The sequence below is a fragment of the Mesorhizobium sp. M4B.F.Ca.ET.143.01.1.1 genome (assembly GCF_004792275.1).
In the GTDB taxonomy this organism is placed as follows: domain Bacteria; phylum Pseudomonadota; class Alphaproteobacteria; order Rhizobiales; family Rhizobiaceae; genus Mesorhizobium; species Mesorhizobium abyssinicae.
Genome location: NZ_SRSR01000020.1, coordinates 1 through 21973, shown reverse-complemented (window position 1 = coordinate 21973; position 21973 = coordinate 1). Strand labels below are relative to the sequence as shown.

Sequence of the window (21973 nt, the reverse complement as noted above, 5' to 3'; positions counted from 1 at the left end):
CGGCAGCTCAGGACGTCAAGACGTTCCAGGCTCCGGCGGATCAGAGGCCGCGGGAGTTCACCGTCTCAGTGGGAGACTGGGGCTGAAGCAAATGTTTATTCGGCAGCCATCGCCCGCTCATCGCCCCGGCTTCTTTTCCAAGGCGCGTGGAATAGGTCCCAGACCGGGTTGTTAATGGCGAGATCCACATCACGTGCGAAAATGGCAAAGCCATCGTAGCCGTGATACGGGCCTGAATAATCCCAGGAATGCATCTGGCGGAACGGTATGCCCATCTTCTGCACCGGGTATTTTTCTTTGATTCCCGAGCCGACCAGATTTGGGCGAATCCCTTCGATGAATTTCTCCAACTCATAGCCGGTCACGTCATCGTAGATCAGCGTGCCGTTCTTCACGTAGTGGCCGGTGCGCTGATAGTCGTCGCTGTGGGCGAATTCATAGCCGGTGCCCACGATGACCATGCCGAGGTCCTCGTAGGCCGTGACGACGTGGCGGGGGCGCAGGCCGCCCACATAGAGCATCACGGTATTTCCTTCCAGGCGCGACAGGTACTTGGCGATGACCGCATCAACAAGCGGCCTGTACTTGGCAATGACCTTTTCGGTCTTCTCCTCGATTTCCGGCCCAAAATGCTTGGCTATGTTGCGCAGAGAGGCTTCGATCTGGGAGGGACCGAAGAAATTGTACTCCATCCAGGCGACGCCATACTTTTCCTCCATATGCCGACAGATGTAATTCATCGACCGGTAGCAGTGGATAAGATTGAGCTTAGCCTTCGGGGCGCGCTCGATCTCTGCGAGTGTGGCGTCACCCGACCAGTTGCCAACCACGCGCAGCCCTATCTCCTCAAGCAGTATGCGCGAGGCCCAGGCATCGCCGCCGATATTGTAGTCGCCGATGACGTTGACGTCGTAGGGGCCGGCCTCGAACTTGACATCCTTTTTGTCGAAGACCCAATCCCGGATTGCATCATTGGCGATGTGGTGGCCAAGCGACTGCGAGACGCCGCGGAAGCCCTCGCAGCGTACCGGCACGATCGTCTTGTCATACTCCTTGGTCTTTTTGCGAGAAACGGCCTCGGTGTCATCGCCAATCAGGCCGATAGGGCATTCGGACTGCACGGTGATGCCGTTGTTGAGCGGAAACAAGACTTCAATCTCGTCAATGATCTGTTCCAGCTTCTTGTCGCCGCCGAAGACGATGTCCTTCTCCTGGAAATCGGAGGTGAACTGCATTGTCCCGAACGTGTCGACGCCCGTTGTACCGACGTAGTAGTTGCGGCGCTGCGACCAAGAATATTGGCCGCAGCCGACCGGGCCGTGCGAGATATGGACCATATCCTTGACTGGCCCCCACACCACGCCTTTCGAACCAGCATATGCACAGCCGCGAATCGTCATCACCCCGGGAATGGACTTGATGTTCGATTTGACGTCGCATTCGGAAAGGACCTCGCTTTCCCCGCCAGCCTCGTTGCCGCTCTTTGCGACGTTGAGGTGCTTCTTGCGGCGCTTCGCCGCCTTGTCGGGATAATGCGACAGCACCTCTTCGATAAGCTTCGCATGAAGAGCACCGTCATTCTCGTATTCCCGGCTCATGAGTCCCCCTTTCAAGGTTGGGTGACGCCTCAAAGAATAGGCGCCGTTCTCTGCAAGGCGCGCCGATTCATGGCAGCGCTAATGTCACTACTGGGCCGCCGCCTTCGCCGCTTCCTTGGAGTGAAGCTCGGCAAGCATCTGCTCGTCGGTCTTCATGATGCCGAAGTCGAGCAGCATCTCCTCCAGCTCCTCCATGGTGATCGGCGTCGGGATCGTACCCTGGCCCGAATTGGCGTGGATCTTCTCGGCCAGAGCGCGGTATTCCCCTGCCTGCTTTGAGTCCGGCGCGTACTGGATCACCGACATCTTCCTGAGTTCGGCATGTTGGACGATGTTGTCGCGGGGCACGAAGTGGATGAGCTTGGAATTCAATCGGCCAGCCAGTGCTTCGGCCAGATCGAGTTCGCGGTCGGTTTGACGTTCATTGCAGATCAGCCCGCCCAGCCGCACACCGCCCGAATGGGCATATTTGAGGATGCCCTTGGCGATGTTGTTGGCGGCATAGAGCGCCATCATCTCGCCGGACATGACGATATAGATCTCCTGGGCCTTGCCTTCGCGGATCGGCATGGCGAAGCCGCCGCATACCACGTCGCCGAGGACGTCATAGGAGACATAATCGACATCGTCATAAGCGCCATTCTCCTCGAGGAAATTGATCGAGGTGATGACGCCGCGGCCGGCGCAACCGACACCCGGCTCGGGGCCGCCGGACTCCACGCACTTGATGCCTCTGTAGCCCACCTTGAGCACGTCCTGGAGTTCGAGGTCTTCCACCGAACCTTCCTGTGCGGCGAGATCCAGGACGGTATCCTGAGCTTTCGAATTCAGGATCAAGCGTGTGGAATCGGCTTTGGGGTCGCATCCTACGATGAGGATTCTCTGCCCGAGGTCGACAAGGGCAGCGAGCGTATTTTGGGACGTGGTGGACTTGCCGATGCCGCCTTTTCCGTAAAAGGCGATCTGACGCAGACCTGACATAATAGCTTTCCTTCCTTCGTTCTAATCATCGCGACTGCCCGCGACACAAGTGCCGATAGGCAGCTCGTGCCGCCTCACACCAAGCATCGCAAAAAGCGTACCAGCGTGATCGGCCGATCCCAGAAAAAACTTTGTCATTAAATTCCAGCCGCTTAGACGGCGGCAAAACGCGCGAACGGGCCTTTCAGGCGTCTGTCACGGACACGACAAAGCCGACACAGATTGTCGTGCGCCATCCAAACCGCCGTGTGTCGAGCTCGAAGCGGGAGAATGGGGAAGTTAGCCCAAAGCTGATGGCGAGACCATCGGAAGACATCGGCTCTTGTCTTTCCAGCCTGCCATTGATCGGGCGGTCGCTGGATGAGCAGGAGCCTGGGGCTTGACCGCGGCGCGGGTAGTTCAGGCAGGCTTACAGAGCGGGAACGCCGGCGGCCGATAGACATCCGCGCTTAACCTTTCATAGCCCGTCTACAAGTTGGTTCCGCCGACGCGCTATATGGAAGCCAAATAATTCAGTAGCTTAGCCGAGAGCATTGATTTTTTCAGAAAGATACGTGTTATACGCGTACGAACCGCCGAACCCATGGTCGGCGCCCTCATGCGCGTGAGACCCCGTTGTGGGCGAGGCTCGCGACTGGCTGCACGATCCTAGCCGGCCTGCTTGCCATTGAGTTTGGTCCCGCCGCGGTAGGCTGCGGCATCAAGGGCAACATCAGCTACAACACTGGCAAGAAGATTATCACGTTCTTGGACAGGAATCTTACTGGGAGACACGCATCAACAGGCGGGCGGGCGGGCTTCGAGAGGTTAGTGTCGCGGCAGCTTGCAGATCTGCCCACGGGGCCGCCACGATCGCAAAGTGTGTACAAAAGCGCCCTCTCTGCCGAACTGAACAGTGCTCACGGCCATAGCCTCGGATGAGCCCGACTGGCTTGACCTCTGCATGATGAGAGCAGCTTTTACACCAGGTGCGCAGCACATGTCTTTAACGAACGCATCGTCTTCAAGAATATAGAGAGCAATTCGGAAAACCGAGTAGTTGGCGGCGAAGCTAGGAGAAGGTATACACCACCCTCTTGTTACCCCAGAGTAGAACGTGCAGCTGCGGCAAGACGCGGGCTTCGAACCACCTGTCGCTGGTCACCTTTTCTACCAGCGATTCCATGCGCATCATATTCCGTCGGACTCGACAGAGACGTCTTCATTACCACGGCGGGGCGGCGTGTGATTGCCGGGTTGCAGACAAACCTCGCCGCGACGTCTTTGGGACGAGTGGTGTCGGCACCGAATCCCTATCATTTAGACTAGCCAGCTTGGGGAGCGCCGTCAGACCGCCAGACCGGAAGAGGAGGCTTCGCGCCAACTTGTGCCAAGAATGTTGGACCGTGCGGAACCGCTGGGGCGGCGCTCAACTCTGGCGCAGGATGAAGCGTCGATTGGGTGAATGAATAGGGCGCGCGTTCGACGGGTAGAGGGAGGCAAATCGCTGGATGTCTGCCGGATCAACGTCAACCGGTTCCATCGCCACCATCCACTCGACGTTTTCGGTGCACGGCGGCGTCGTCAGTGAGCCCTCATAAGTCCAATAGCCAAGCGAGGCTGGCAGAAGCCAGTTGGGATTCACCTCGTCGATCGTCACCTCCCCATTCGGCAGTTCGGGAAAGGCCGCAGCAAGGGCAGCAAAGCTGGCATTTGTCGCGCCGGGCGTTAAAAAGACGCCCAGCACGCCCAGAGTACCACTTTGCGTGTCCTTGTGAACGAAATGCACCTCCATCGGGAAGCTCTTGCCCGCCACGTGATGTTCGCTTGGCGCATGGAAATGGAACTGTACCAGTTCGTAGACACGATCGCTGCGGGTCAGCGTGCTGCCTTGTGGCATATTGATTTGAATGGTGTGGCCGTTGTTCACCATATTGCCGCCGCCCTTGTGCCAGCCGATGGCGATATGCGGGATATCCGCCTTGACCGCGCTGTTGATATTGATCGGCGATTGCTGCGTGCCGGCAGAGCATACGAAATTTTCCTTATCCAGATCAGCCCAGTGCTCCGGTCCGACCGGACCGGTGTACCCCCAATGGGCACTGGTCGCTTGGGCGGCTTGAACGCAAATCCGGCATGCGCCGAGCGCAACCAACCCTTTGATCAGGTGACGACGATACATATTACTTTTGCTCCTCTTGCGAACTGATGTTGGTGGCTGCCCTAATGGACGCGTGATGGCCAATCGGCGCGGCCAGTATTGTCCTTTGCAACTGATAGATGCCCGCATGCCTTGGCGTGCTTTCATAAGTGCGGCTGCCGTTTCTCGGCTGGCCGGCTTCTGCAGCCCGCAACGGGAGCAGTTTCAACCAGCTAAACGATAAAAAATTTGAGCAGACCAGCGCTTGACCCCCGCCGCAAAGGCACAGGCGAAGGTGATCACTGCGCGGCTGCCGTTCGCGCCGGAGGCCGCATCGCTATACTTTACACTCGCTGCCCAAGGAGACGCAGGCGACCCTAATACGTTTTCATCGCTACTCCCGACGCAGCCGACCCACGCCACGAAAACGTTGCTATATTTCACGTTGGGCCAGTGAGGAAATCGATCTTCTTTATGGAAGGCATTTGCGCAATGGATGCATTCCCATGCTGACAGTCGTGCGTCAGGCCGGACAATGAGATACATCGATAAGAGCTGGACAAGGATGAGGGGATGACGTGCTTGCGACGGAGCAGGTGGGGCGAGAAGGCCAGTTCTTGCGGATTTCAACTTTGCGTGACGACAGCTCATCGGAGTCAAGGTGACACACGCCGGCAGCGGGGTGTCCGGGCGGTTTCCAGCCGCACAATCGCGAGACCGCTGACGCGAACAAAGCTCGGCTGTACTCGGCACGCGAAGAGAGCCTGCCAAGCCGTTGGAGCCCGGCCTTCCGGTGCGACGCAAGCCGCAGACTAGACCGCCCTCTTGTTACCCCAAAGCAGAACGTGCAGCTGCGGCAACACGCGGGCTTCGAACCACCTGTCGCTAGTCACCCTTTCGACAAGCCATTCCATTCGCATCATTATTCCGTCCAAGTCGACAGAGGCGTCTTCACTGCCAGGGCGCGGCGGCGTGTGATTGCCGGGTTGCAGATAGATCGGAAGGTGCGGATATCTCGCCGCGACTTCTTTGGCGTAGGCATAGTCACTCTCGTCGAAAACGACGAGCTTGAGCACGATTTGCGGCTTCTCTTGCGCCGCTTCGAGGCATGCATCAAACGCAGCCCAACGGGTGGTCATCTCGCTGGACGGCGGCTTTGGGCTAAGGGTCAGCACGTCAAGATCCGCAAACCACTCCCTCACCACGGAACCCTGCGTTTCCAGTGCAAAACGATAGCCCTCGCGATGGCCGCGTTCTATGAGGGGACCGAACGGCTGAATGGCCGGGTTGCCGCCTGACAAGGAGACCATAACCGGCCTGCCGCCGGAAAGCGCATGGACGGTTTGCCACACGGCATCGATCGGCATCGGTAGCCATTCATGGCGATACTGATTGTCCACCGCGTGAAGGCTGTCGCACCATGAACAGCGATAATCACATCCGCCGGTTCTGATGAACACCGTCGGCAAGCCGATGAGCACGCCCTCGCCCTGGATAGTCGGCCCGAATATCTCGCTCACACGGATTGCGGGATGCATGTCGGTCACGGACGGTATTCCGCCCAAGTTTTCGGTGTTTCGCTAACGCGCACGGCCGCGGTCTGCGGCAGACGTGCCTTGCACCATTCATAGAAATGTCTGGCCAGGCATTCCGCCGTGACCTTCTCATGTCCCAGCACGTCGTTGAGGTGCCGATGGTCGAAGCTCTCGTCAATGTAGCGTTTGAGCGGCGCCAGATCGTGATAGTCGCGCACGAAGCCGTGGGCGTCCAGTTCCTTGGCCGACAGCTCCACTACGACGACATAGTTATGCCCGTGCAGGCGCGCGCATTGATGGTTGGGAGGCAAGGAGGTGAGCTGATGCGAGGCCGAGAAGTGGAATTCCTTGGTGATGTGGAACATTACGCGCGCCTCCTGCGCAGCGCCTCAAGCCAGAAATCGGCGTCCTCGTAGTCGGTGGGATCAGCGTGCCCGGCGAGATGGAACGCTTCGCGCCGCTCGACGCAGGTCCCGCATCGTCCGCAGTGACGCACGCCGCCCTTGTAACAGGACCAGGTCTCAGCAAACGGGGTGCCGTATCTTGCGCCATCCGCAACAATGTCAGCTTTTCCGAGATTCACATACGGTGCATAGAGGCGTATCTGCGCATAGCCGTCGAGCGCGCGGTCTTGCATTGTCTGGAAAGCTTCAATGAAGGCCGGACGGCAATCGGGATAGATGAAATGGTCCCCACCATGCACGGCCGCCGCCACCGCTTCGGCGCTGTGGGCGGCGGCGAGACCGAAGGCGATTGCCAACATGATGGCATTGCGGTTCGGCACCACCGTAATCTTCATCGTGTCTTCGGCGTAGTGGCCGTCCGGCACGTCGATACTGCTAGTCAGCGCTGAGCCGGAAAGGCCACGGCCAATTTCGCCGATGTCGATGATCTGGTGCGGGACCTTCAGTCGCTGCGCGCAAAGAGCGGCGAAGCCCAATTCCTTCCTGTGCCGTTGGCCATAGTCGAAAGATAGAAGGCCGGTGAGTTCGTGCTCCGCTGCCACCATGTGAGCAAGGGAAACGGAGTCCAATCCGCCAGAGCAGACGGCGAGAGTCTTCATCATTGGTATCCTTGTTTTGACCGGGTAAGGCTGCGACCGGAGATTTCTCTGCGCCCCCACTACTCCAGCGACTCAGTTTTGTGAACCGGGAGAATTTGCGCTCAGCCCGATTGGAACGGGAGTGCGTCGCGTCCAACACGCGTGATCAATAAAAGTTGAGCGCTTCAGCAGTTTGTTTCGCATCGCGCCAACTTTCGCAATCTGCTGTCGGATCGTCGACTTCGAGACAAGGTGATGTTCGGCCGACATCGGCTGACTCTTAATTAAGCCGCAGAACACATGTTGGCTTTCTGGCCTTCGCTTGTGCGGTTGGCACGACAATTGACATTCTAATTGTGGGGCGGCACACCCCGCCAGCCGAAAGTGGCAGTGAGCTCCTTCAGGCGCAGGTTGATGTGCTGATTATTCGGCGATTTTCCGATCTCGAACCAGAAAGCGAGGGCGACATGGATGCCAGCAAATTTGACATTGGCGACATCCGCCTGGAGAACCCTGCGCGGCGCGATTGAGGCCGCAGGCGAGCCTGCTCTACCTGCCGCCCTACAGTCCCGACTTCAATCCGATTGAGAACGCCTTCGCCCAACCTAAGGCGCTGCTGCGAGCAAAGGCCGACCATCAAGGCTCTATGGGACTGACGTTGCCCCAGCAGTTTTGAGTTCGTTTCCGGCGTGGGTTGTGCCCTGCTGGGCGGGTGAAGCGACGGGCGCTGGCGCGGAGCCTTTGGCATAGCGCAGCGCGAGCGACCGTCGCGGATTGAAGGTGCTGGCGAACTTGGCCGGGGTCTGCCAGGCGATTTGGGAGTGCGGCCGCGCGGTGTTGTAGTCGGCGTGCCACAGGGCGATGGCTACGCGCGCCTGAGCCAGCGAGGTGAACAGCGTCTCGTTGAGCAGTTCATCGCGCAGTCGGCCGTTGAAGCTCTCGATGAAGCCATTCTGCATCGGCTTGCCGGGCGCAATGTAATGCCATTCGACGCGGTTCTGATCCGCCCAGGAGAGGATGGCGTTCGAGGTGAACTCGCTGCCATTGTCGCTGACGATCATCCTGGGCCGGCCGCGCTAGTGATGAGCCGGTCCAATTCGCGGGCAACCCGCATGCCCGAGAGAGACGTATCAACGATGAGTGCCAGGCACTGTCTCGTGCAGTCGTCGACGACGGCCAGGATGCGGAAGCGGCGCCCGTCGGTGAGCTGGTCCGATACGAAGTCGAGCGACCAGCACTCGTCGGGCCTCAGCGGCACCAGCATTGGCGCCCTGGTCCCGATCGCCCGCTTGCGGCCGCCACGGCGGCGAACGGCGAGCTTCTCCTCCCGATAGAGCCGGAACAGCTTCTTGTGGTTCACGACCAGGCCCTCCCGCCTCAGCATCACGAGAAGACGCCGGTAGCCGAACCGGCGACGCTCCTGCGCGATCGCCTTCATCCGCTCGCGAACCTCCCGGTCGTCCGGCCTGCTGGTCTGGTAGCGAACCGTCATGCGGCAACAGCCGATGGCTTTACACGCCCGCCGTTTGCTCATCCCGAAGCCTTCCTTCAGGCGAGCGACAGCTTTCCGCTTGGCGGCGGGCGTCACCATTTCTTTCCCACAAGGTCCTTCAACGCGGCATTGTCGAGCATGGCGTCGGCCAGAAGCCGCTTCAGGCGCGTGTTCTCGTCCTCCAGCCCTTCAGGTCGCCGAGCCTCGGTGACATCCATCCCGCCGAAGCGGGCCTTCCAATTGTAGATCGAGGCGTCGCTGACCCCGTGCTTGCGGCACAGATCGCCAACCGATACCCCGGCCTCGTGTTTCTTCAAAATTCCGATGATCTGCTCTTCAGAGAAGCGGCTGCGTTTCATGTCCTGATCCTCTGGATGGGCCAGAACGAACTTCAAACCGGATTAGATCAGAGGGGCAAGGCCTCGGCGCGGTCGTCGACCTCTTCACCCCAGCCGAATGTGCCAACTACTTCAAAGCCGCAGGATATGACCTGGATCAGATAGGACGTGCTCCAATGGTTTACACCTGACAGGAGTCCGGCCCCCACAACCGTTTCGCAATGAGGAGCAGCGCTGCCGCTGCTCCTCCAATCACACGACGGATTCACGATGCGGCAACTCGAGCCATGATTTCGGATCGAATGGCCGATGCGGTGTATAGTGAGGCATCCAGCGGCAAATCCCCAAATGCCAGTTGACACAGAAGATAATTAGCACCTGCCTCTTCCAGCTGATCAAGGAGAGCTTTTCGGACAGAATCTGCCGTTCCCACGACGCACAATTCACTTTCAATTGCTGCATCGAAGTTCAAAGGCAAGTTTGGTGGAGTGGAAATGGCATTTAGTTCGTATAGAAATTTGAAGCTATTGAGCCATCGTTCATAGGCAGGTGCTGCGAGCAAATACGCATCTGTTTCAGAACGCCCTATCACCACCATTCGGAGCAATCCAAGAAATGGCGCTTGCTGGCCAATGTCAGCATCGTGAATTCGGGCGGCGCGGAACGCGTCGGTAACGCTGCGAACAGAAGTGGAAGGTCCGACGCAGGCGATGTTTGCCCCATTCGCAGCGGCCCAGCTAGCCGGCTCGGGTCGATTGGTGGCGATCCATGTCGGCGGATGGGGATATTGGTGAGGTCTCAACGTCAGCGGAACATCTTTCAACTCAAAGTGGCGGCCCTGATAAGAAAGCGTCCCGCCTTTCATCGCATTGATGAGAATCTCACTGGCCTCCGCATACTGTTCTGGTGCTGCTTCTACAGCAACCCCGAAGTATCCCAATTCAGTGGGAGCAGAGCCGCGCCCTATGCCGAGTTCAAGCCTGCCGCCGCTCAACTGATCAAGCATGCAGATCTCCTCGAAGGCACGCAGCGGATGATAGAGCGCAAGTAGCATTACCATGGGACCAACACGAAGACTGCGGGTTCGCTGGGCGACGCTCGCTAAGAACAAATTCGGTGATGGACCTCTGCCATGCGGCGTACAGTGGTGCTCGGCGAGATGATACGCATAAAAGCCATAGCCATCGCACGCTTCTGCTAGGCTCAGCCGATCTGCATATTGTTGTGCGATGTCATCGCCGTTTTCGTCCAGATGATCGAAGATGCCGAAGGTCAGGCCCGAAGCGGAAATTTTCTTCAATTAATTGTTCTCCAAATTACCTATTATTTATTCGCTAATCATCATAGCTGGCGACATATCAGCACCTATTACTTGGCGCTTAATGTGAATTGACTTAATGCTTGTGCACACCGCGATTCTTCTTAAAGCTCATACAGACGCGTTTGGCGGCAGCAAGGAATTTGTCCATCTGCTCTGTGGTGCCAATGCTGACGCGAATACAGTTCTTCAAATCTACGTCAGGAAAGCTGGCGATGAGGATCGCCTGCTCTTTCAACGCGGCTTGCCAGCATGAGCCCTCCTGTCCCGCCGGCACACGGGCCAGCAAAAAGTTTGCGTGGGAGGGTGTTACGGAAAAGCCAAGTTGCAACAGCGCCAGGGTCACTCGCTGTCGTTCATGCTTGATGTGCCTGTGGTTCTCTTCGTAGGCGTGGCGATGCGCAAGAATGCTTTTCCCGACCGCCTGCCCGATCACGTTCATGTTGAAGACATTCTGGATGTTGCGCAGCCTGCCAATGATTTCTGGGTGACCGAAACCGAAGCCGACTCGCACGCCAGCAGCAGCATAGCTCTTTGAAAAAGTCCTCAAGATCAAAAGATTCGGATGTCTATTGACGAGGCGCAGGGCATTGTCGGGTGCGAAGTCAACGTAGGCCTCATCCAAGACGACCAAGCGATCTGCTTGCTCCACAAGGCGTTCGATTTCGGCCACCGGCACGAATGTTCCGGTCGGATTGTTCGGATTAGCCAACAGAATGAACTTCGCGTCTTTTGCGGGGCCGGACAGCAGTTTTTCTATCGGCAGGGGATGAGCTTCGCTCGATGCGATTTCGAGAAACTCGGCACCCTGCAACATGGCAAGTTTACGGTTGAACGAAAATCCGGGCGACAGCATCGCCACTCTATCTCCTGGGGCGAGGAAAGCTCTGTAGATGAGTCCGAGCAGCTCCGACGAACCGTTGCCGGCAATCACCTGATCTTTGGAAAATCCGTAAGCATCGGAGGCAGCTGCCCTTAAGCTGAGATTGTCGTCTTCCGGATAAAGATACTGGTGTTCGATCGCAGCAATTGCACTTTGCATTACGCTCTTCGGCAACGGAAACGGGTTCTCGTTCGTATTTAGCTTAACGCAATTTGCATCCGTCGCTGGTCCGTTGGACGAGAGAGCATCTAATTTGCTGGCCACCGGCGAAAAAAGCGAAAGCACGGTCTTCAGTTTTGCATCGCACATGTTCTTCTCCGTTTTTCAGTCCCGCAGGGCATGTGACATGAGGCAATAGTTGATCGTGACTTGATCGACGTTCGGCTATATCAGCGCTGCCTTCCCACCCTGGTGGGGATCGCCGACCACGGTTTGGATTTGACACCGGCAAGCTGTCGAGAACCTGATGACGACCCAACGTGTGGCCGACGGCCGATTCGGCGCAACAGACGGTGTTTCAACATCGCATCGTCCTCAAAGCCGCATGCAGGGCCTGCACGACAGCCCGTCTCCAGCGCCCGCAGATAGGTGGAAGCCGAAGTCTTGCCGAACCTCAGTTGCTCTGCCACCTGGCCCACCGGACTGCCCTGTTTATGGGTCAGGCGCAGGATATCTCTGACGCTCGTTCGTCTTGCTTGCTTCCGTCTTGGCATGGGCTCTCTCGGTTTGCTGATGAGAGAGCCAAATACCGGCTCATCTGAGCATGAGACGCAGGCCTGACGATATGGAGCGTCGCTGTGGCGCGCGTAGCGAAGAGGGTTCGCCTCGGTGGCGGGGCATGCAAGACGGCGCACCTCCTTAGCCATCCTGTCCCATCGTCTCAGATCGTGAGGCGCACCTTATAGTCGGTGAGGAGATCTTGCAGGGTCAGGTTACGCCCTAGCGCTTAAGGTTGTTGGTCGCACCGAGCAAGCGCGGGACCTGTCGACGGACAACAGCGGTGCCACTGCCGGCACTAGGTCGTCCAGCATCGCAGTGAACCGCGTACGTAGTATTTTGTCGTAGGCGGCATTCTGGATAGCCGGATACGGGCTCTTCACCCGCTGCACCACCGATTGCGGGATGATGTCGCGAGAAACATTCACGGATTTCGTGAAAAAAGTGTACCCGCCGAAGAGCCCCACTCGCGGGGGCGGTGCAGCACCACCTCGGTGTCACTGCTCGTGTTCATGCGATGGACTAGGCCGGCCAGCTGTTGACGCAGCTCGCGGTAGTTGTAAGTCTCACCCGTGTAGACGAGCACCAAGTCAGGTCGGCCATCCTCCTGGAGCATCCTCGGCTGACGGCCGCCCTGGATATCGATGATTGCCAGGCGGTGGTGTCCCAGCGCCGCAGGCCCGCCGATCCAAGTCCCCTCGTCGTCCGGACCGTGGTTCGCTATGGTGGCCGTCATATCGGCAAGCTCCCTTCGCGCATCGGGACCTCCGAGGTCTCGATTGAAGTCGATCCATTCACAGATGCCGCACAGGTTATGTCGCCGCATTTGGGGCGAAGCAGATATAAGGCCAGTGGGAAACCATCGAGGCAAAGTGACGGATCTAGCCCAGCTACGATCCGCATCCGACATTGTCGGACATCGGACAGCACCGCGATTCGCTGCATAGGAAGCCTGGAGTCGCGATTTCCCTTGGGGGAATCAGCGCATGAAAGGAGAGCTGGGTCGTGTCTGCCGAAATGAGAAATTGCTCCCCCTTATTGCCTCACCGAGGAATGTTACCCAGCGCGATAGACGGACATGCCCTACCTCCCCCCGTTGCAGCTGAGGGAGATAGGGGCCAGCTCTTCATTCAACCCTCATGGAGGATGATCAGCCCAGCCATTTCCATGCGCCGGCCTTCACAAGCCGTGCACCATTCAGGTTCTTTTCCTTGAAGCGCGACGATCCTTGTCAGACGTCGCAACACTTGCTGCCGAGAGCACGAGCTCTTCCTCGAGCATGCCTTGATCTGCGCCTCGAACGGCTCGCACATGCTGGGTTTCAACGACTTCGCAGAGGTTGATATTCTGCAGTGACTTCGTCTCGCTGCTGCACGGCATTGACGCTGGGAGCCATGCTCGCGTGGCGCAATTGTGCTGAAGCCGGTGCCCACGGCAACGTTTCTTAACCCGCCCCAGATCCTGGCGTTTGGCTATTTCCGACATTCGTGTCCGGCTTCGGACAAAGGCCGGGTTTGCCGAACGGAGTCGCACCCAATTTCCAGTGCTGCTTGAGCAATAATATCGACCGGCATTACTGCACAACACGAAAGTTGCTGCAAAAACCGAAGTGAACCCAAGGCATCGGGTCAATTGGCATGGCGCTTGCGACTCGGTCGATAGAACGCAGTCAAAATCACGGTTGCAGACCATGCCTACCTCTCAAAGCTCGATAAAGCACGCGAGCGAAATTCCCCGTCTCCGCGGAAGCTCGTCGCCTTTAAACGTGCCTGCTCGGGGGCGGTCTTGCACAAGACCGGTCCGAGGCAACCACGCCAAGGCGCGAGGCTGCCGGAACTGTCGACCGAAGTCGATGCCGCTTCAGTTTAACCGAAAAATGCACCGTACCACTTTGGCCTGGGAGCAAATCAATGACCGACAGAAAGAACGTTCCTCTCGTGACCTTTCGCACGCGTGTTCGCGATGAGTCGATCGGGGGGCCAAATCCTTATCGGTGGGAGAACAAGACCTCCGACGATTATTTCGGGGGCAAGCGCGTCATCCTGTTCTCGCTGCCTGGCGCCTTCACCCCGACCTGCTCGACCTTCCAACTGCCCGATTTCGAAAAACTCTATGATCAATTTCTGGAACTGCGAATTGACGCGATCTACTGCGTCTCGGTCAACGATGCTTTCGTCATGAATGCGTGGGGAAAGTCCTTGGGGCTGCAGAAGATCGAGCTGATCCCAGACGGGTCGGGCGAGTTCACGCGCAAAATGGGCATGCTGGTCGCGAAGGACAATCTGGGCTTTGGCATGCGCTCCTGGCGATACGCCGCTCTGATCGACGATGGCGTGGTGGAGCAGTGGTTCGAGGAGGAAGGCTTCTGTGACAACTGCGAGACGGACCCCTATGGCGTTTCATCCCCGCAAAACGTTCTCGACAAACTGAAGGCGGCGGCATGACCCAGAAGTGGCAAGTCTCACACAACCCAAGCACACACTAGAGCATCCTCGGCAGATTACGGTTCAACATGCATCTCTCAGCAAGCCTGCTTCAACGCCAGAAGCAACGTATGGTCTTATCGCCTCAAGCCATTGAAGCTATTCGCTTGCTGCGATTGACGCATACTGAACTCCATCAGCTCGTGCAGCAGGCACTCGAGAGGAACCCCGTTTTGAAGCCTGACCCGTTTGACGACGATTCGCCGCTGTCAGGGGTGGATCAGCGGAGCAGTCAAAGCAGAAGCGAAATCGGCGAATCGCCCATTGGCGGGCCGTCTGGCGGGCGCGGGCAATGGAAGTCGCAACGCAGTAGCGGCAACGATCGACCTGCCGTCGAGGAGTTTACCGCCCACACCGAAACATTGCACGACCATGTCGCCCGCCAGGTCGCCCTCACCCCGTTCACCCCCCAGGAGCGGCTGATTGCCGGACAGCTCGCCGCCCATCTGGAGGACACTGGCTATCTTCAGGTAAACCTTTTCGATCTGGCCAGGAGGTTAAACGTTCGGCAAGCTGATGTGGAACGGGTCATCGGAATCTTGCAGCAATTTGATCCGCCGGGGATTTTTGCGCGAACTCTCAGCGAATGCCTGGAGATTCAGCTGCGCCAGCAAGACCGGTTCGACCCGGCTATGGCAGCTTTGGTCGCCAATCTCGAGATGCTTGCACGGGGGGATTTTCAGGGATTGAAGCAGCGTTGCGGAGTCGACGAGGAGGATCTCCTCGACATGAGGAACGAAATCCGCGCGCTCGATCCCAAGCCTGGAGACCGGTTCCAGTCCGGGACGCCGGAAACCATCGTACCGGACGTCTGGGTAATGCCCAAGTCCGAAGGTGGATGGCGGGTGGAGCTTGATCCGGCCACGCTGCCCAAAGTGTTGATCAACCACACCTATGTCGCCGAAATCTCGCAGCTGACCAATCAAAATCCGGAAGGCAAAGCGTTTCTCGACCATTGCCAGGAAAAAGGGAACTGGCTGATCAGCTGCCTCGAGCAGCGCGCTAAGACGATCCTTAAGGTTGCGACCGAAATCGTGCGCCAGCAGGATGCCTTTTTTACACACGGCGTCGCCCATCTGCGGCCTCTCTGTCTCAAAAATGTCGCTGACGGGATCAAAATGCACCAGTCGACGGTAAGCCGGGTGGCTTCGAACAGGTACATGTTAACTCCGCGCGGGGTGTTCGAGCTGAAGTATTTTTTCACAGCGACAATCGCATCCTGCGAGGGCGGCGACGCGCACTCCGCCAAATCTGTCCGCCATCGGATCAAGGCAATCATCGCCGAAGAATCGCTCGACAAGGTACTTTCCGACGAAGACATCGTTGCTCAGCTCAAGCAGACCGGCATCAATGTCGCTCGCCGTACCGTCACCAAATATCGCGAGGCGATGAACATCCCTTCCTCCATACTACGGCGCCGCGATAAGCGTTTGTCCGCAGCTGCGATCAAGCGAAGTGACTAACCGGCATTCCTGGTCGGCGAGAGGCGACTCTCAACTTCCTCCGGGCCGAAGCAGCTTTCGAAGTCCTGGCATTCCCGACAACTGGGTGCAGTGCATGACGAAAAGCCTTCGGCCTCACACAGCTTGCGGTAAAAGTACTTTTTCCATTTCATGTTTTCTGTGTTGCCTGCCGCCAGCGCGGGAAAATGTCTGGCAAGCAGGCGGCTGAGCTCAGCGCGATTTGAGAGGCCAAGATCCCGCCAAAGATGGTCCGTGCGCATCGCACGCCGGGCGATGATCTTGGCCAAGCGGCCGCTCGCCGGGTCGGCCGGCGCAGCATGCGCTAGCAGCAGCCGGCGTAGCAGCTCCTCTTCCAGTTCCGGCTCGGGCTCGCTCAACTCCTCCAAAGCGAATACGCTGCTGGAGGTAGACGGGAAAGTTGCGGCCAAGACATCACGCAATTCGACAGACGAAAGGCCTGTCCCCTCCGTCGCCAACACCTCGCCCGCCTGGACCTCCTCAAGCGAACGTGAATGTACGCAGGGCAGCACATGCTGATCGAAGCTCCTCCCTAGCTCGGACCCACGCCATTGCGCGCTGGATAGGCAGCCATCATCGTAACGGCCGGCTTCAGCTTCCGGCATGACAAAGCGCCTTGTTGACCGCAGGGATGATCTTGTCGCCCCAGAGCTCGATCTGGCGCAGCATCGTCTTTTGGTCGAAGTCGCCCAATTGAGTCTGAACTGCGATCTGGTCCGGTTTCAAGATATCGATCTCTTCCAGCAGGCGATCAATCACGCGATTTACGCTGCCAATCGGCAAATTTTTGCGCATGGTCTCGAAGGACAGATCCTGCTGGGTCGGTGTCTCCTGCAGCAGGTAGCCATCGTGGCTCTGTTGGCGGCGCTGATGCAGGGCTTCAGAAAGCCGGCGCTGGAAGCGGGCATTGTCGAGATAGCTGTTGATCTCCAACTCGTCGTGGCTGGCATAGCAGCAGCGCAGCAGCGATATCTTGACGTCGGTGACGTTCTTTTCCTCGGATGCCGCCGCCCTCTCGACTGATTCACGCAGTGTGGTCAAAGTCTCTAAGCCGTCGTGGAAGGCTGTGACAAAAAAATTGTGCCCCTCGCGGTAGGCCCGAGCCATCCGTGCGGCTCCGCCAGCGATCCAGATAGGCGGCGTCGGCTGCTGGACTGTGCGGACCGAAATCGCTGTTGGGGGGATCTTCTCATACTGGCCGTCGTGTTCGAAGACGTTTTGGTTGAGGCCCTTGAGAATGATGTCCAGGTATTCCGAAAAGACGGCCGGCGCCTCATCGATGTCCACGCCGAACCGTTCGAACTCGAACTGCTGGTATCCCAAGCCTACGCCGAGCTCGAGACGGCCGTTCGCAACGATGTCGGCGAAGCCGATCTCGGACAGCAGGCGCTGCGGTTGGTAAAGCGGCAGCACGCAGACGGCAGTGCCCAGGCGAATCGTGCTTGTCAAGCCGGCGCAGTGCGCCACCATCATCAGCGGGGATGGTATGAGGCTGTAATTGTTGAAGTGGTGCTCAGCAAACCACGCGGTGTTGAACCCAGCCTGCTCCGAAGCGACGGCCTGTTCGATGGAGTTGCGGATGACGCTTTCTGAGGATTGGTGATAGCCACGCTGGGCGGCCAGAATGAAAGTGGCAAATTCCATGATTTCTCCTCGTTATAGACACGTCAGCCGACCGGGAATGTGCTCGGCATGCACATGCTTGGATCTCAAGCACCTCAGGTGCGTCGTGGAGCCGAGGCTTCATAATGCTCGGCCGGTCGCCCTGCGAAGGCCTGGCAATTAACCTGCGGCCTCCGCAAAACATTCGTCATAGAGTTCGCTGGCGTTTCCCGCATCACCGAACGAGGTCCAGCCGCCGTCCACGTAGAGGATCGAGCCGTTGATGTATGAGGCGTCAGACGAAGCAAGGAAGAACGATGCATCTGCGACGTCTTCTGGCCGTCCCATCCTGCCCATGGGGATGCGTCGTCCGATTGCTGTCAGGTCGATGCGGCCGGCTTTGGCCAACTGAGCAAGTGCGGGCGTGCGGATGTGGCCAGGAGCGACGGTGGCTGTCCGAATTCCGACCGGCCCGAGTTCGGCCGCCATGCAACGGGTCAGCATATCCATCCCCGCCTTGGAGGCGCCGTAGGCATGGCGCGGCGCGAACGGCAGAAAGCTGTCGATCGACCCGAGATTGAGGATCACGCCGCCCGGGCGCATAGCCTTGATCGCTTCGCGCGCGCAGGTGAAGGCGCCGGTAAGGTTGACATCCAGGACGTGTTCGAGCTGTTTCGACAGTTGCTCGATCGCAGGCACAATCCTGTCGGCGGTATCAGCACTATTGACCAGAACATCGATATACCCGAAGCGTCCCCTCAGTTCTTCGAACATCGACACCACATCGCTCTCGACGGCCACGTCCAGCGATTTCGCCAGATGCTTGCCGGGGAGCGATGTAGCCAGCTCTGCCGCTGCAGTGCCATCTTTATCAGCAATCACGACGGTGTCGCCGTTCGCGGCAAAGCGGCGAGCGACGGCCGCGCCAATGCTTTTTGCGCCACCGGTGACGAGCACGATTCGCGCATCTGTGCATTCGGCCGGACAGGAGAGCTCGGCTTGGAGCGCACCATCCACCGGCGGGTGAGCATCCCCCGGCTGGTTGAATGACATCCAGCCTCCGTCGACTGCCAGCACCGAGCCGGTGATGTAGCGCGCCTGCGTGCTGCTCAGAAAACGCACGACCCTGGCGATCTCGTCGGGGCGAGCCAAGCGCCCCATCGGCACGCGGCGGCGTATCGCCGCGAGGTCCATTTTGCCAGCGCGTGCCAGTTCTGTGACCATTGGGGTGCGGACGGAGCCCGGCGCCACCGCCGTGACGCGGATTCCTCGCATAGCCCACTCGCATGCAAGGGACTTTGTCAACGAGATCACGCCAGCTTTCGAGGCTGCGTAGGCGTTGCGCCTGGGATTGCCGACCACGCCCGCCATCGAAGCCACATTGACGATCGCACCGCCCGGCTTCATGCGCCGCGCCGCTTCCCGGGCCATAACGAATGGCCCAATAAGGTTCACTGTCACGCCGCGTCGGAAGGTATCGACAGCGGTGTCGATGATCCTATCCATCGTGGGTCCAACCGCCGCATTGTTGATGAGGACATCGATTTGCGCGAACCGTGCTTCGACCTGGCCGAAAAGTGAGAGCATGTCCTTCTCTCGCGACACATCGCACTCCAGACCGACGTGCGGCGACCCGAGATCCCGAGCCAGTTCAACCACACCACTGCCCGGAAGGTCCACCGCAACTACAGTGTCTCCGTCCGCGGCAAGGATATCGACCAGGGCACGGCCGATCCCGCCCGCAGCGCCTGTGATGATTACGGTGCGTGCTGCCAGTTTCACGAGAGCTTCTCCACGATGACCGCTTGTGATCTCAGCCCATCAACCTTGGGCGGAATGAAGGGCCGAGCCAAATCGTTGCAGTGACCGCCAGTTGCGGCCCCACACAGATGTCGTTCCCGTAGGGCGCTCATCCTCCATTTCTACCCACTTATGCAGCTCCCAGTTGGGGACCCTCGACGCCATCTTGGTCGGTGGGGATGTGACCCTTGAGCAACTGGTAGATGGGATCGTCTGGATGTTGTGCTCCAATCGGCTGTCGCCGGCCGAACCTATCTGCCTCAAGAATCGCTGGCGGGATTTGCTCCTCAACCCAATCGTAGACGACTGTCCGTTCCGCAATTCGCCACTCGTCCTGCCTCTTCTGAAACAGATCGCAGTAACGGCCGCAAAGCAGCGTCTGACGTATTTCTTGGTCTGTATCCGGTCCGCGTTGCAGCGCGGTGAAATAGCTCTCGACCGCGGCCTCTGCTGAACTGATGAAGTCGATCAGGCTGTTCGTGATTTGATGGATGTTACGGTGCCCCGGCAGACCGAGAGCAAATTGGATGAAGTCCTCTGCCGGTCCGCAATAGGGACCGTGCCTGTCATACGCTTCGGGCCAGTATGCGCTACGCAGCGCCGCCTCATCGGCGCGGTCTATCCCGCGGCAGTACCGATACAGGCAGTTGCGGATCGCCTCTCGGTCACGCAGTTCGGTAATTTTCGCGTGGTCGACAGGGTCTGTCGCGAATTGTATGATTGTTTTATCCTTCCCGATGCCAGTCTGCACTTTGCGTGTGTCTCTCTCTACAACTGAGTTAGCGGGGGGCTCGTCAACTTCCAGAGCTTGTTCGGGGCAGGCTCGTACCCCTTTTGAGGCAAGCAGTTGCTCCCCATCGGCAACATCAATATCACCGGGCAAGATGTAGCCGGCGTCATCAAGCTTGAAGACTCTCGGCGCCCGCGCCCAGCAGCGCGCATGACCCTGGCATCTGGCTTTATGTACGACGACACGCATAGCGAACTCCAATGTCGTTGGCTGAAACTTCAGGACCAGTCCAGGATCAGATTCTCGATCCCGAACACATGGCCGCCGAAGGTGATAGGTTCAGTCCCTGTCTTGATCCGAAAGGCTGGGATGCGCGCCAGCCACTCCTCCAGGCCAATGACAATCTCCCGCCGGGCAAGGTGTGAGCCAAGACAACGATGGGGACCATAGCCAAAGGCAGCGTGCCGGTTGTCCTCGCGCGCCAGATCGATCTCATTCGGGCATTCGAATTCCGCCGGGTCACGATTGGCAATCATCGTGGCACAGGAAACATAGTCTCCCTTGCGGATCGGCGCGCCTTTGAAGTCGACATCCTTCGTTGCCACTCGGATCATCTGAATGGTCGAATAGGCGCGCAGCAATTCTTCCGCAGCGACGGCAATCCGGTCCGGTTCGCTTCGTAGCAATTCCTGATCTTTGGGGTTGCGCGCGAGATGGGCCAAGTCGAAGCATATGGCTGCTGAGACCGTGTCGAGTCCCGCGACGAACACAAGCACGCCGATGCCACGGACTTCTTCGTCACTGAGCAGACGACCCTCGACCTTTGCCTTCACGATGAAGGTCATGAAATCATCGACCGGCTCCTTGCGGCGCTCGGTGGCAAGTTCGTCGATGAAGGCCACGATCGTCCGGGCTGCGGGTGGTCGTTGCTCCTTATCGCCGTGGAGCAGATCTCTAGCCCAGCCGACAAATGTTTCTAGTCCGTTGTCCGAAAGCCCAATAAAGCGAAGGAAGATATTGACCGCGAACGGAACTGCAAAATCCTTCATGATGTCGCAGCTCGTGCCTGATGCGGCGATCCTGTCGATCAGCTTGATCGCTCGTTCCCGGACAGCCGGCTCCAATGCCATTACCCGCTTTGGCGAAAGCAGCGGATTGAGCAGTGAGCGAAAAACACCGTGGAATGGCGGATCGAGCTCAAGCGGGATCATCGGCCAGCTCTCGCCGAGCACAGAGGCGAAGATGCTGCGATGGCTGGAAAACGTTTCGGTGTCCTGCAGCACCCGGCGCTGGTCGCTCGCGCGAGTGATGACCCAGGTACCCCGACCGTCGCGCGTGTTGCTGGTTGAATAAAAGATCGGAGGCCCGGCATGAACGCAAGCAACCGCTGCATGCGGATCCCCGTTAGCGGTCGGCAACATGCCGGGCGACGTAAACAGGCTGAAGTCCCTCACCATTTCGGGCGGGACATGATCTGGAACCGGCCGCGATTTAACCGCGCCAGAATCGAGAGACCGTTCATGAGATGCTGTCGGCATTTGCATGCAATCGTTGGTGCAAGCTCCGTGCCGAATTCGTCTTTCGATAATCCTTGCCGTTTGCTGGGCAACAGGTGGCGCCTGCGCTGACTTGCTGGTCGGGATTGCAACATTCTTGTCCAGCGTCGGACACAGAATGTAGAAAGCTAGACACCGACTTGGAGCAACTCAACTGGTGGGATCGCTAGCTGTGGAGCCTCAACAGGTTGTCCTCGGTTAGAGCGAGGCGACTGATAGGTGTTTTGGACTTTAGGCTCCCGTGGGGACGGTGCCAATTGTATCTGTGCAGCCAGACCGGCAACTCTGCGGCGCGGTG

At 58.4% G+C, this 21973-nt stretch carries 17 protein-coding genes and 5 pseudogenes; 4 read left to right on the top strand and 18 right to left on the bottom strand.

The window, feature by feature from the left end:
- Positions 1-95 precede the first annotated feature (95 nt).
- From nifD to queC, 7 genes and pseudogenes are all read right to left on the bottom strand, one after another.
- Positions 96-1598 (bottom strand): nitrogenase molybdenum-iron protein alpha chain, encoded by a 1503-nt coding sequence (nifD, locus tag EN786_RS31350; RefSeq protein WP_024505262.1) that lies wholly within the window; start codon positions 1596-1598, stop codon positions 96-98.
- A gap of 87 nt (positions 1599-1685) precedes the next feature.
- Positions 1686-2579: a nitrogenase iron protein gene (gene nifH, locus EN786_RS31345; RefSeq protein ID WP_024505261.1), complete on the bottom strand. Its 894-nt coding sequence runs from the start codon at positions 2577-2579 to the stop codon at positions 1686-1688.
- 1051 nt (positions 2580-3630) lie between these two features.
- Positions 3631-3827: pseudogene (locus EN786_RS38880) on the bottom strand (7-carboxy-7-deazaguanine synthase QueE); the annotation flags it as partial.
- Between the two features lie 160 nt (positions 3828-3987).
- Positions 3988-4740, bottom strand: a complete 753-nt coding sequence (locus EN786_RS31335; protein WP_126063825.1) for a carbonic anhydrase — start codon at positions 4738-4740, stop codon at positions 3988-3990.
- Between the two features lie 770 nt (positions 4741-5510).
- Positions 5511-6236, bottom strand: coding sequence for a 7-carboxy-7-deazaguanine synthase QueE (gene queE / locus EN786_RS31330; RefSeq protein WP_164752747.1), 726 nt, complete (start codon positions 6234-6236; stop codon positions 5511-5513).
- A gap of 5 nt (positions 6237-6241) precedes the next feature.
- The gene (gene queD, locus EN786_RS31325; RefSeq protein WP_126063824.1) at positions 6242-6598 is read right to left on the bottom strand and encodes a 6-carboxytetrahydropterin synthase QueD; all 357 of its coding nucleotides are present in this window, start codon (positions 6596-6598) and stop codon (positions 6242-6244) included.
- Positions 6598-7296 (bottom strand): 7-cyano-7-deazaguanine synthase QueC, encoded by a 699-nt coding sequence (gene queC / locus EN786_RS31320; RefSeq protein WP_063170389.1) that lies wholly within the window; start codon positions 7294-7296, stop codon positions 6598-6600. Before queC ends, queD begins: the two co-directional genes overlap by 1 nt.
- Before the next feature lie 335 nt (positions 7297-7631).
- Here queC and EN786_RS37945 point away from each other — a divergent pair, with 335 nt between their 5' ends.
- Both EN786_RS37945 and EN786_RS31315 read left to right on the top strand, forming a co-directional pair.
- Positions 7632-7805: a hypothetical protein gene (locus tag EN786_RS37945; protein WP_167512160.1), complete on the top strand. Its 174-nt coding sequence runs from the start codon at positions 7632-7634 to the stop codon at positions 7803-7805.
- A pseudogene (locus EN786_RS31315) lies at positions 7789-7906 on the top strand (transposase); the annotation flags it as partial. The gene EN786_RS37945 and the pseudogene EN786_RS31315, both read left to right, overlap by 17 nt.
- A gap of 13 nt (positions 7907-7919) precedes the next feature.
- Here EN786_RS31315 and EN786_RS31310 read toward each other — a convergent pair.
- The 4 genes and pseudogenes from EN786_RS31310 to EN786_RS31295 form a co-directional block, all read right to left on the bottom strand.
- A pseudogene (locus EN786_RS31310) lies at positions 7920-9126 on the bottom strand (IS3 family transposase).
- Between the two features lie 244 nt (positions 9127-9370).
- Complete coding sequence (locus EN786_RS31305) at positions 9371-10405, bottom strand: LLM class flavin-dependent oxidoreductase (RefSeq protein WP_095484287.1); 1035 nt, start codon at positions 10403-10405, stop codon at positions 9371-9373.
- A 94-nt stretch (positions 10406-10499) separates the two neighbouring features.
- Positions 10500-11615 carry a histidinol-phosphate transaminase gene (hisC, locus tag EN786_RS31300; RefSeq protein ID WP_126063823.1) on the bottom strand — a complete coding sequence of 372 codons (1116 nt, stop codon included), beginning with the start codon at positions 11613-11615 and terminating at the stop codon, positions 10500-10502.
- Between the two features lie 832 nt (positions 11616-12447).
- The gene (locus EN786_RS31295) at positions 12448-12759 is read right to left on the bottom strand and encodes a hypothetical protein (protein WP_206437555.1); all 312 of its coding nucleotides are present in this window, start codon (positions 12757-12759) and stop codon (positions 12448-12450) included.
- Between the two features lie 1174 nt (positions 12760-13933).
- Here EN786_RS31295 and EN786_RS31290 point away from each other — a divergent pair.
- Both EN786_RS31290 and rpoN read left to right on the top strand, forming a co-directional pair.
- On the top strand, positions 13934-14467 hold the full coding sequence (locus tag EN786_RS31290; RefSeq protein ID WP_029356553.1) for a peroxiredoxin: 534 nt from the start codon (positions 13934-13936) through the stop codon (positions 14465-14467).
- 68 nt (positions 14468-14535) lie between these two features.
- A complete protein-coding gene (gene rpoN, locus EN786_RS31285; RefSeq protein WP_126063822.1) occupies positions 14536-15969 on the top strand; it encodes an RNA polymerase factor sigma-54 in 1434 nt (477 codons plus the stop codon).
- Here rpoN and EN786_RS31280 read toward each other — a convergent pair.
- From EN786_RS31280 to EN786_RS31255, 7 genes and pseudogenes are all read right to left on the bottom strand, one after another.
- Positions 15966-16592 carry a nitrogen fixation protein NifQ gene (locus EN786_RS31280; RefSeq protein WP_029356557.1) on the bottom strand — a complete coding sequence of 209 codons (627 nt, stop codon included), beginning with the start codon at positions 16590-16592 and terminating at the stop codon, positions 15966-15968. The genes rpoN and EN786_RS31280 overlap by 4 nt on opposite strands.
- Positions 16579-17631, bottom strand: coding sequence for an LLM class flavin-dependent oxidoreductase (locus tag EN786_RS31275; RefSeq protein WP_024505249.1), 1053 nt, complete (start codon positions 17629-17631; stop codon positions 16579-16581). Before EN786_RS31275 ends, EN786_RS31280 begins: the two co-directional genes overlap by 14 nt.
- 138 nt (positions 17632-17769) lie before the next feature.
- Positions 17770-19371, bottom strand: coding sequence for an SDR family oxidoreductase (locus EN786_RS31270; protein ID WP_063169384.1), 1602 nt, complete (start codon positions 19369-19371; stop codon positions 17770-17772).
- A gap of 148 nt (positions 19372-19519) precedes the next feature.
- Positions 19520-20107: a nuclear transport factor 2 family protein gene (locus EN786_RS31265; protein WP_126083656.1), complete on the bottom strand. Its 588-nt coding sequence runs from the start codon at positions 20105-20107 to the stop codon at positions 19520-19522.
- Positions 20108-20245: 138 nt separating this feature from the next.
- Positions 20246-20368 (bottom strand): annotated as a pseudogene (locus EN786_RS38875) (ferredoxin); the annotation flags it as partial.
- Positions 20369-20397: 29 nt separating this feature from the next.
- Positions 20398-21576 (bottom strand): cytochrome P450, encoded by a 1179-nt coding sequence (locus EN786_RS31260; RefSeq protein ID WP_164759124.1) that lies wholly within the window; start codon positions 21574-21576, stop codon positions 20398-20400.
- A 265-nt stretch (positions 21577-21841) separates the two neighbouring features.
- Positions 21842-21973, bottom strand: a pseudogene (locus EN786_RS31255) (IS481 family transposase); the annotation flags it as partial.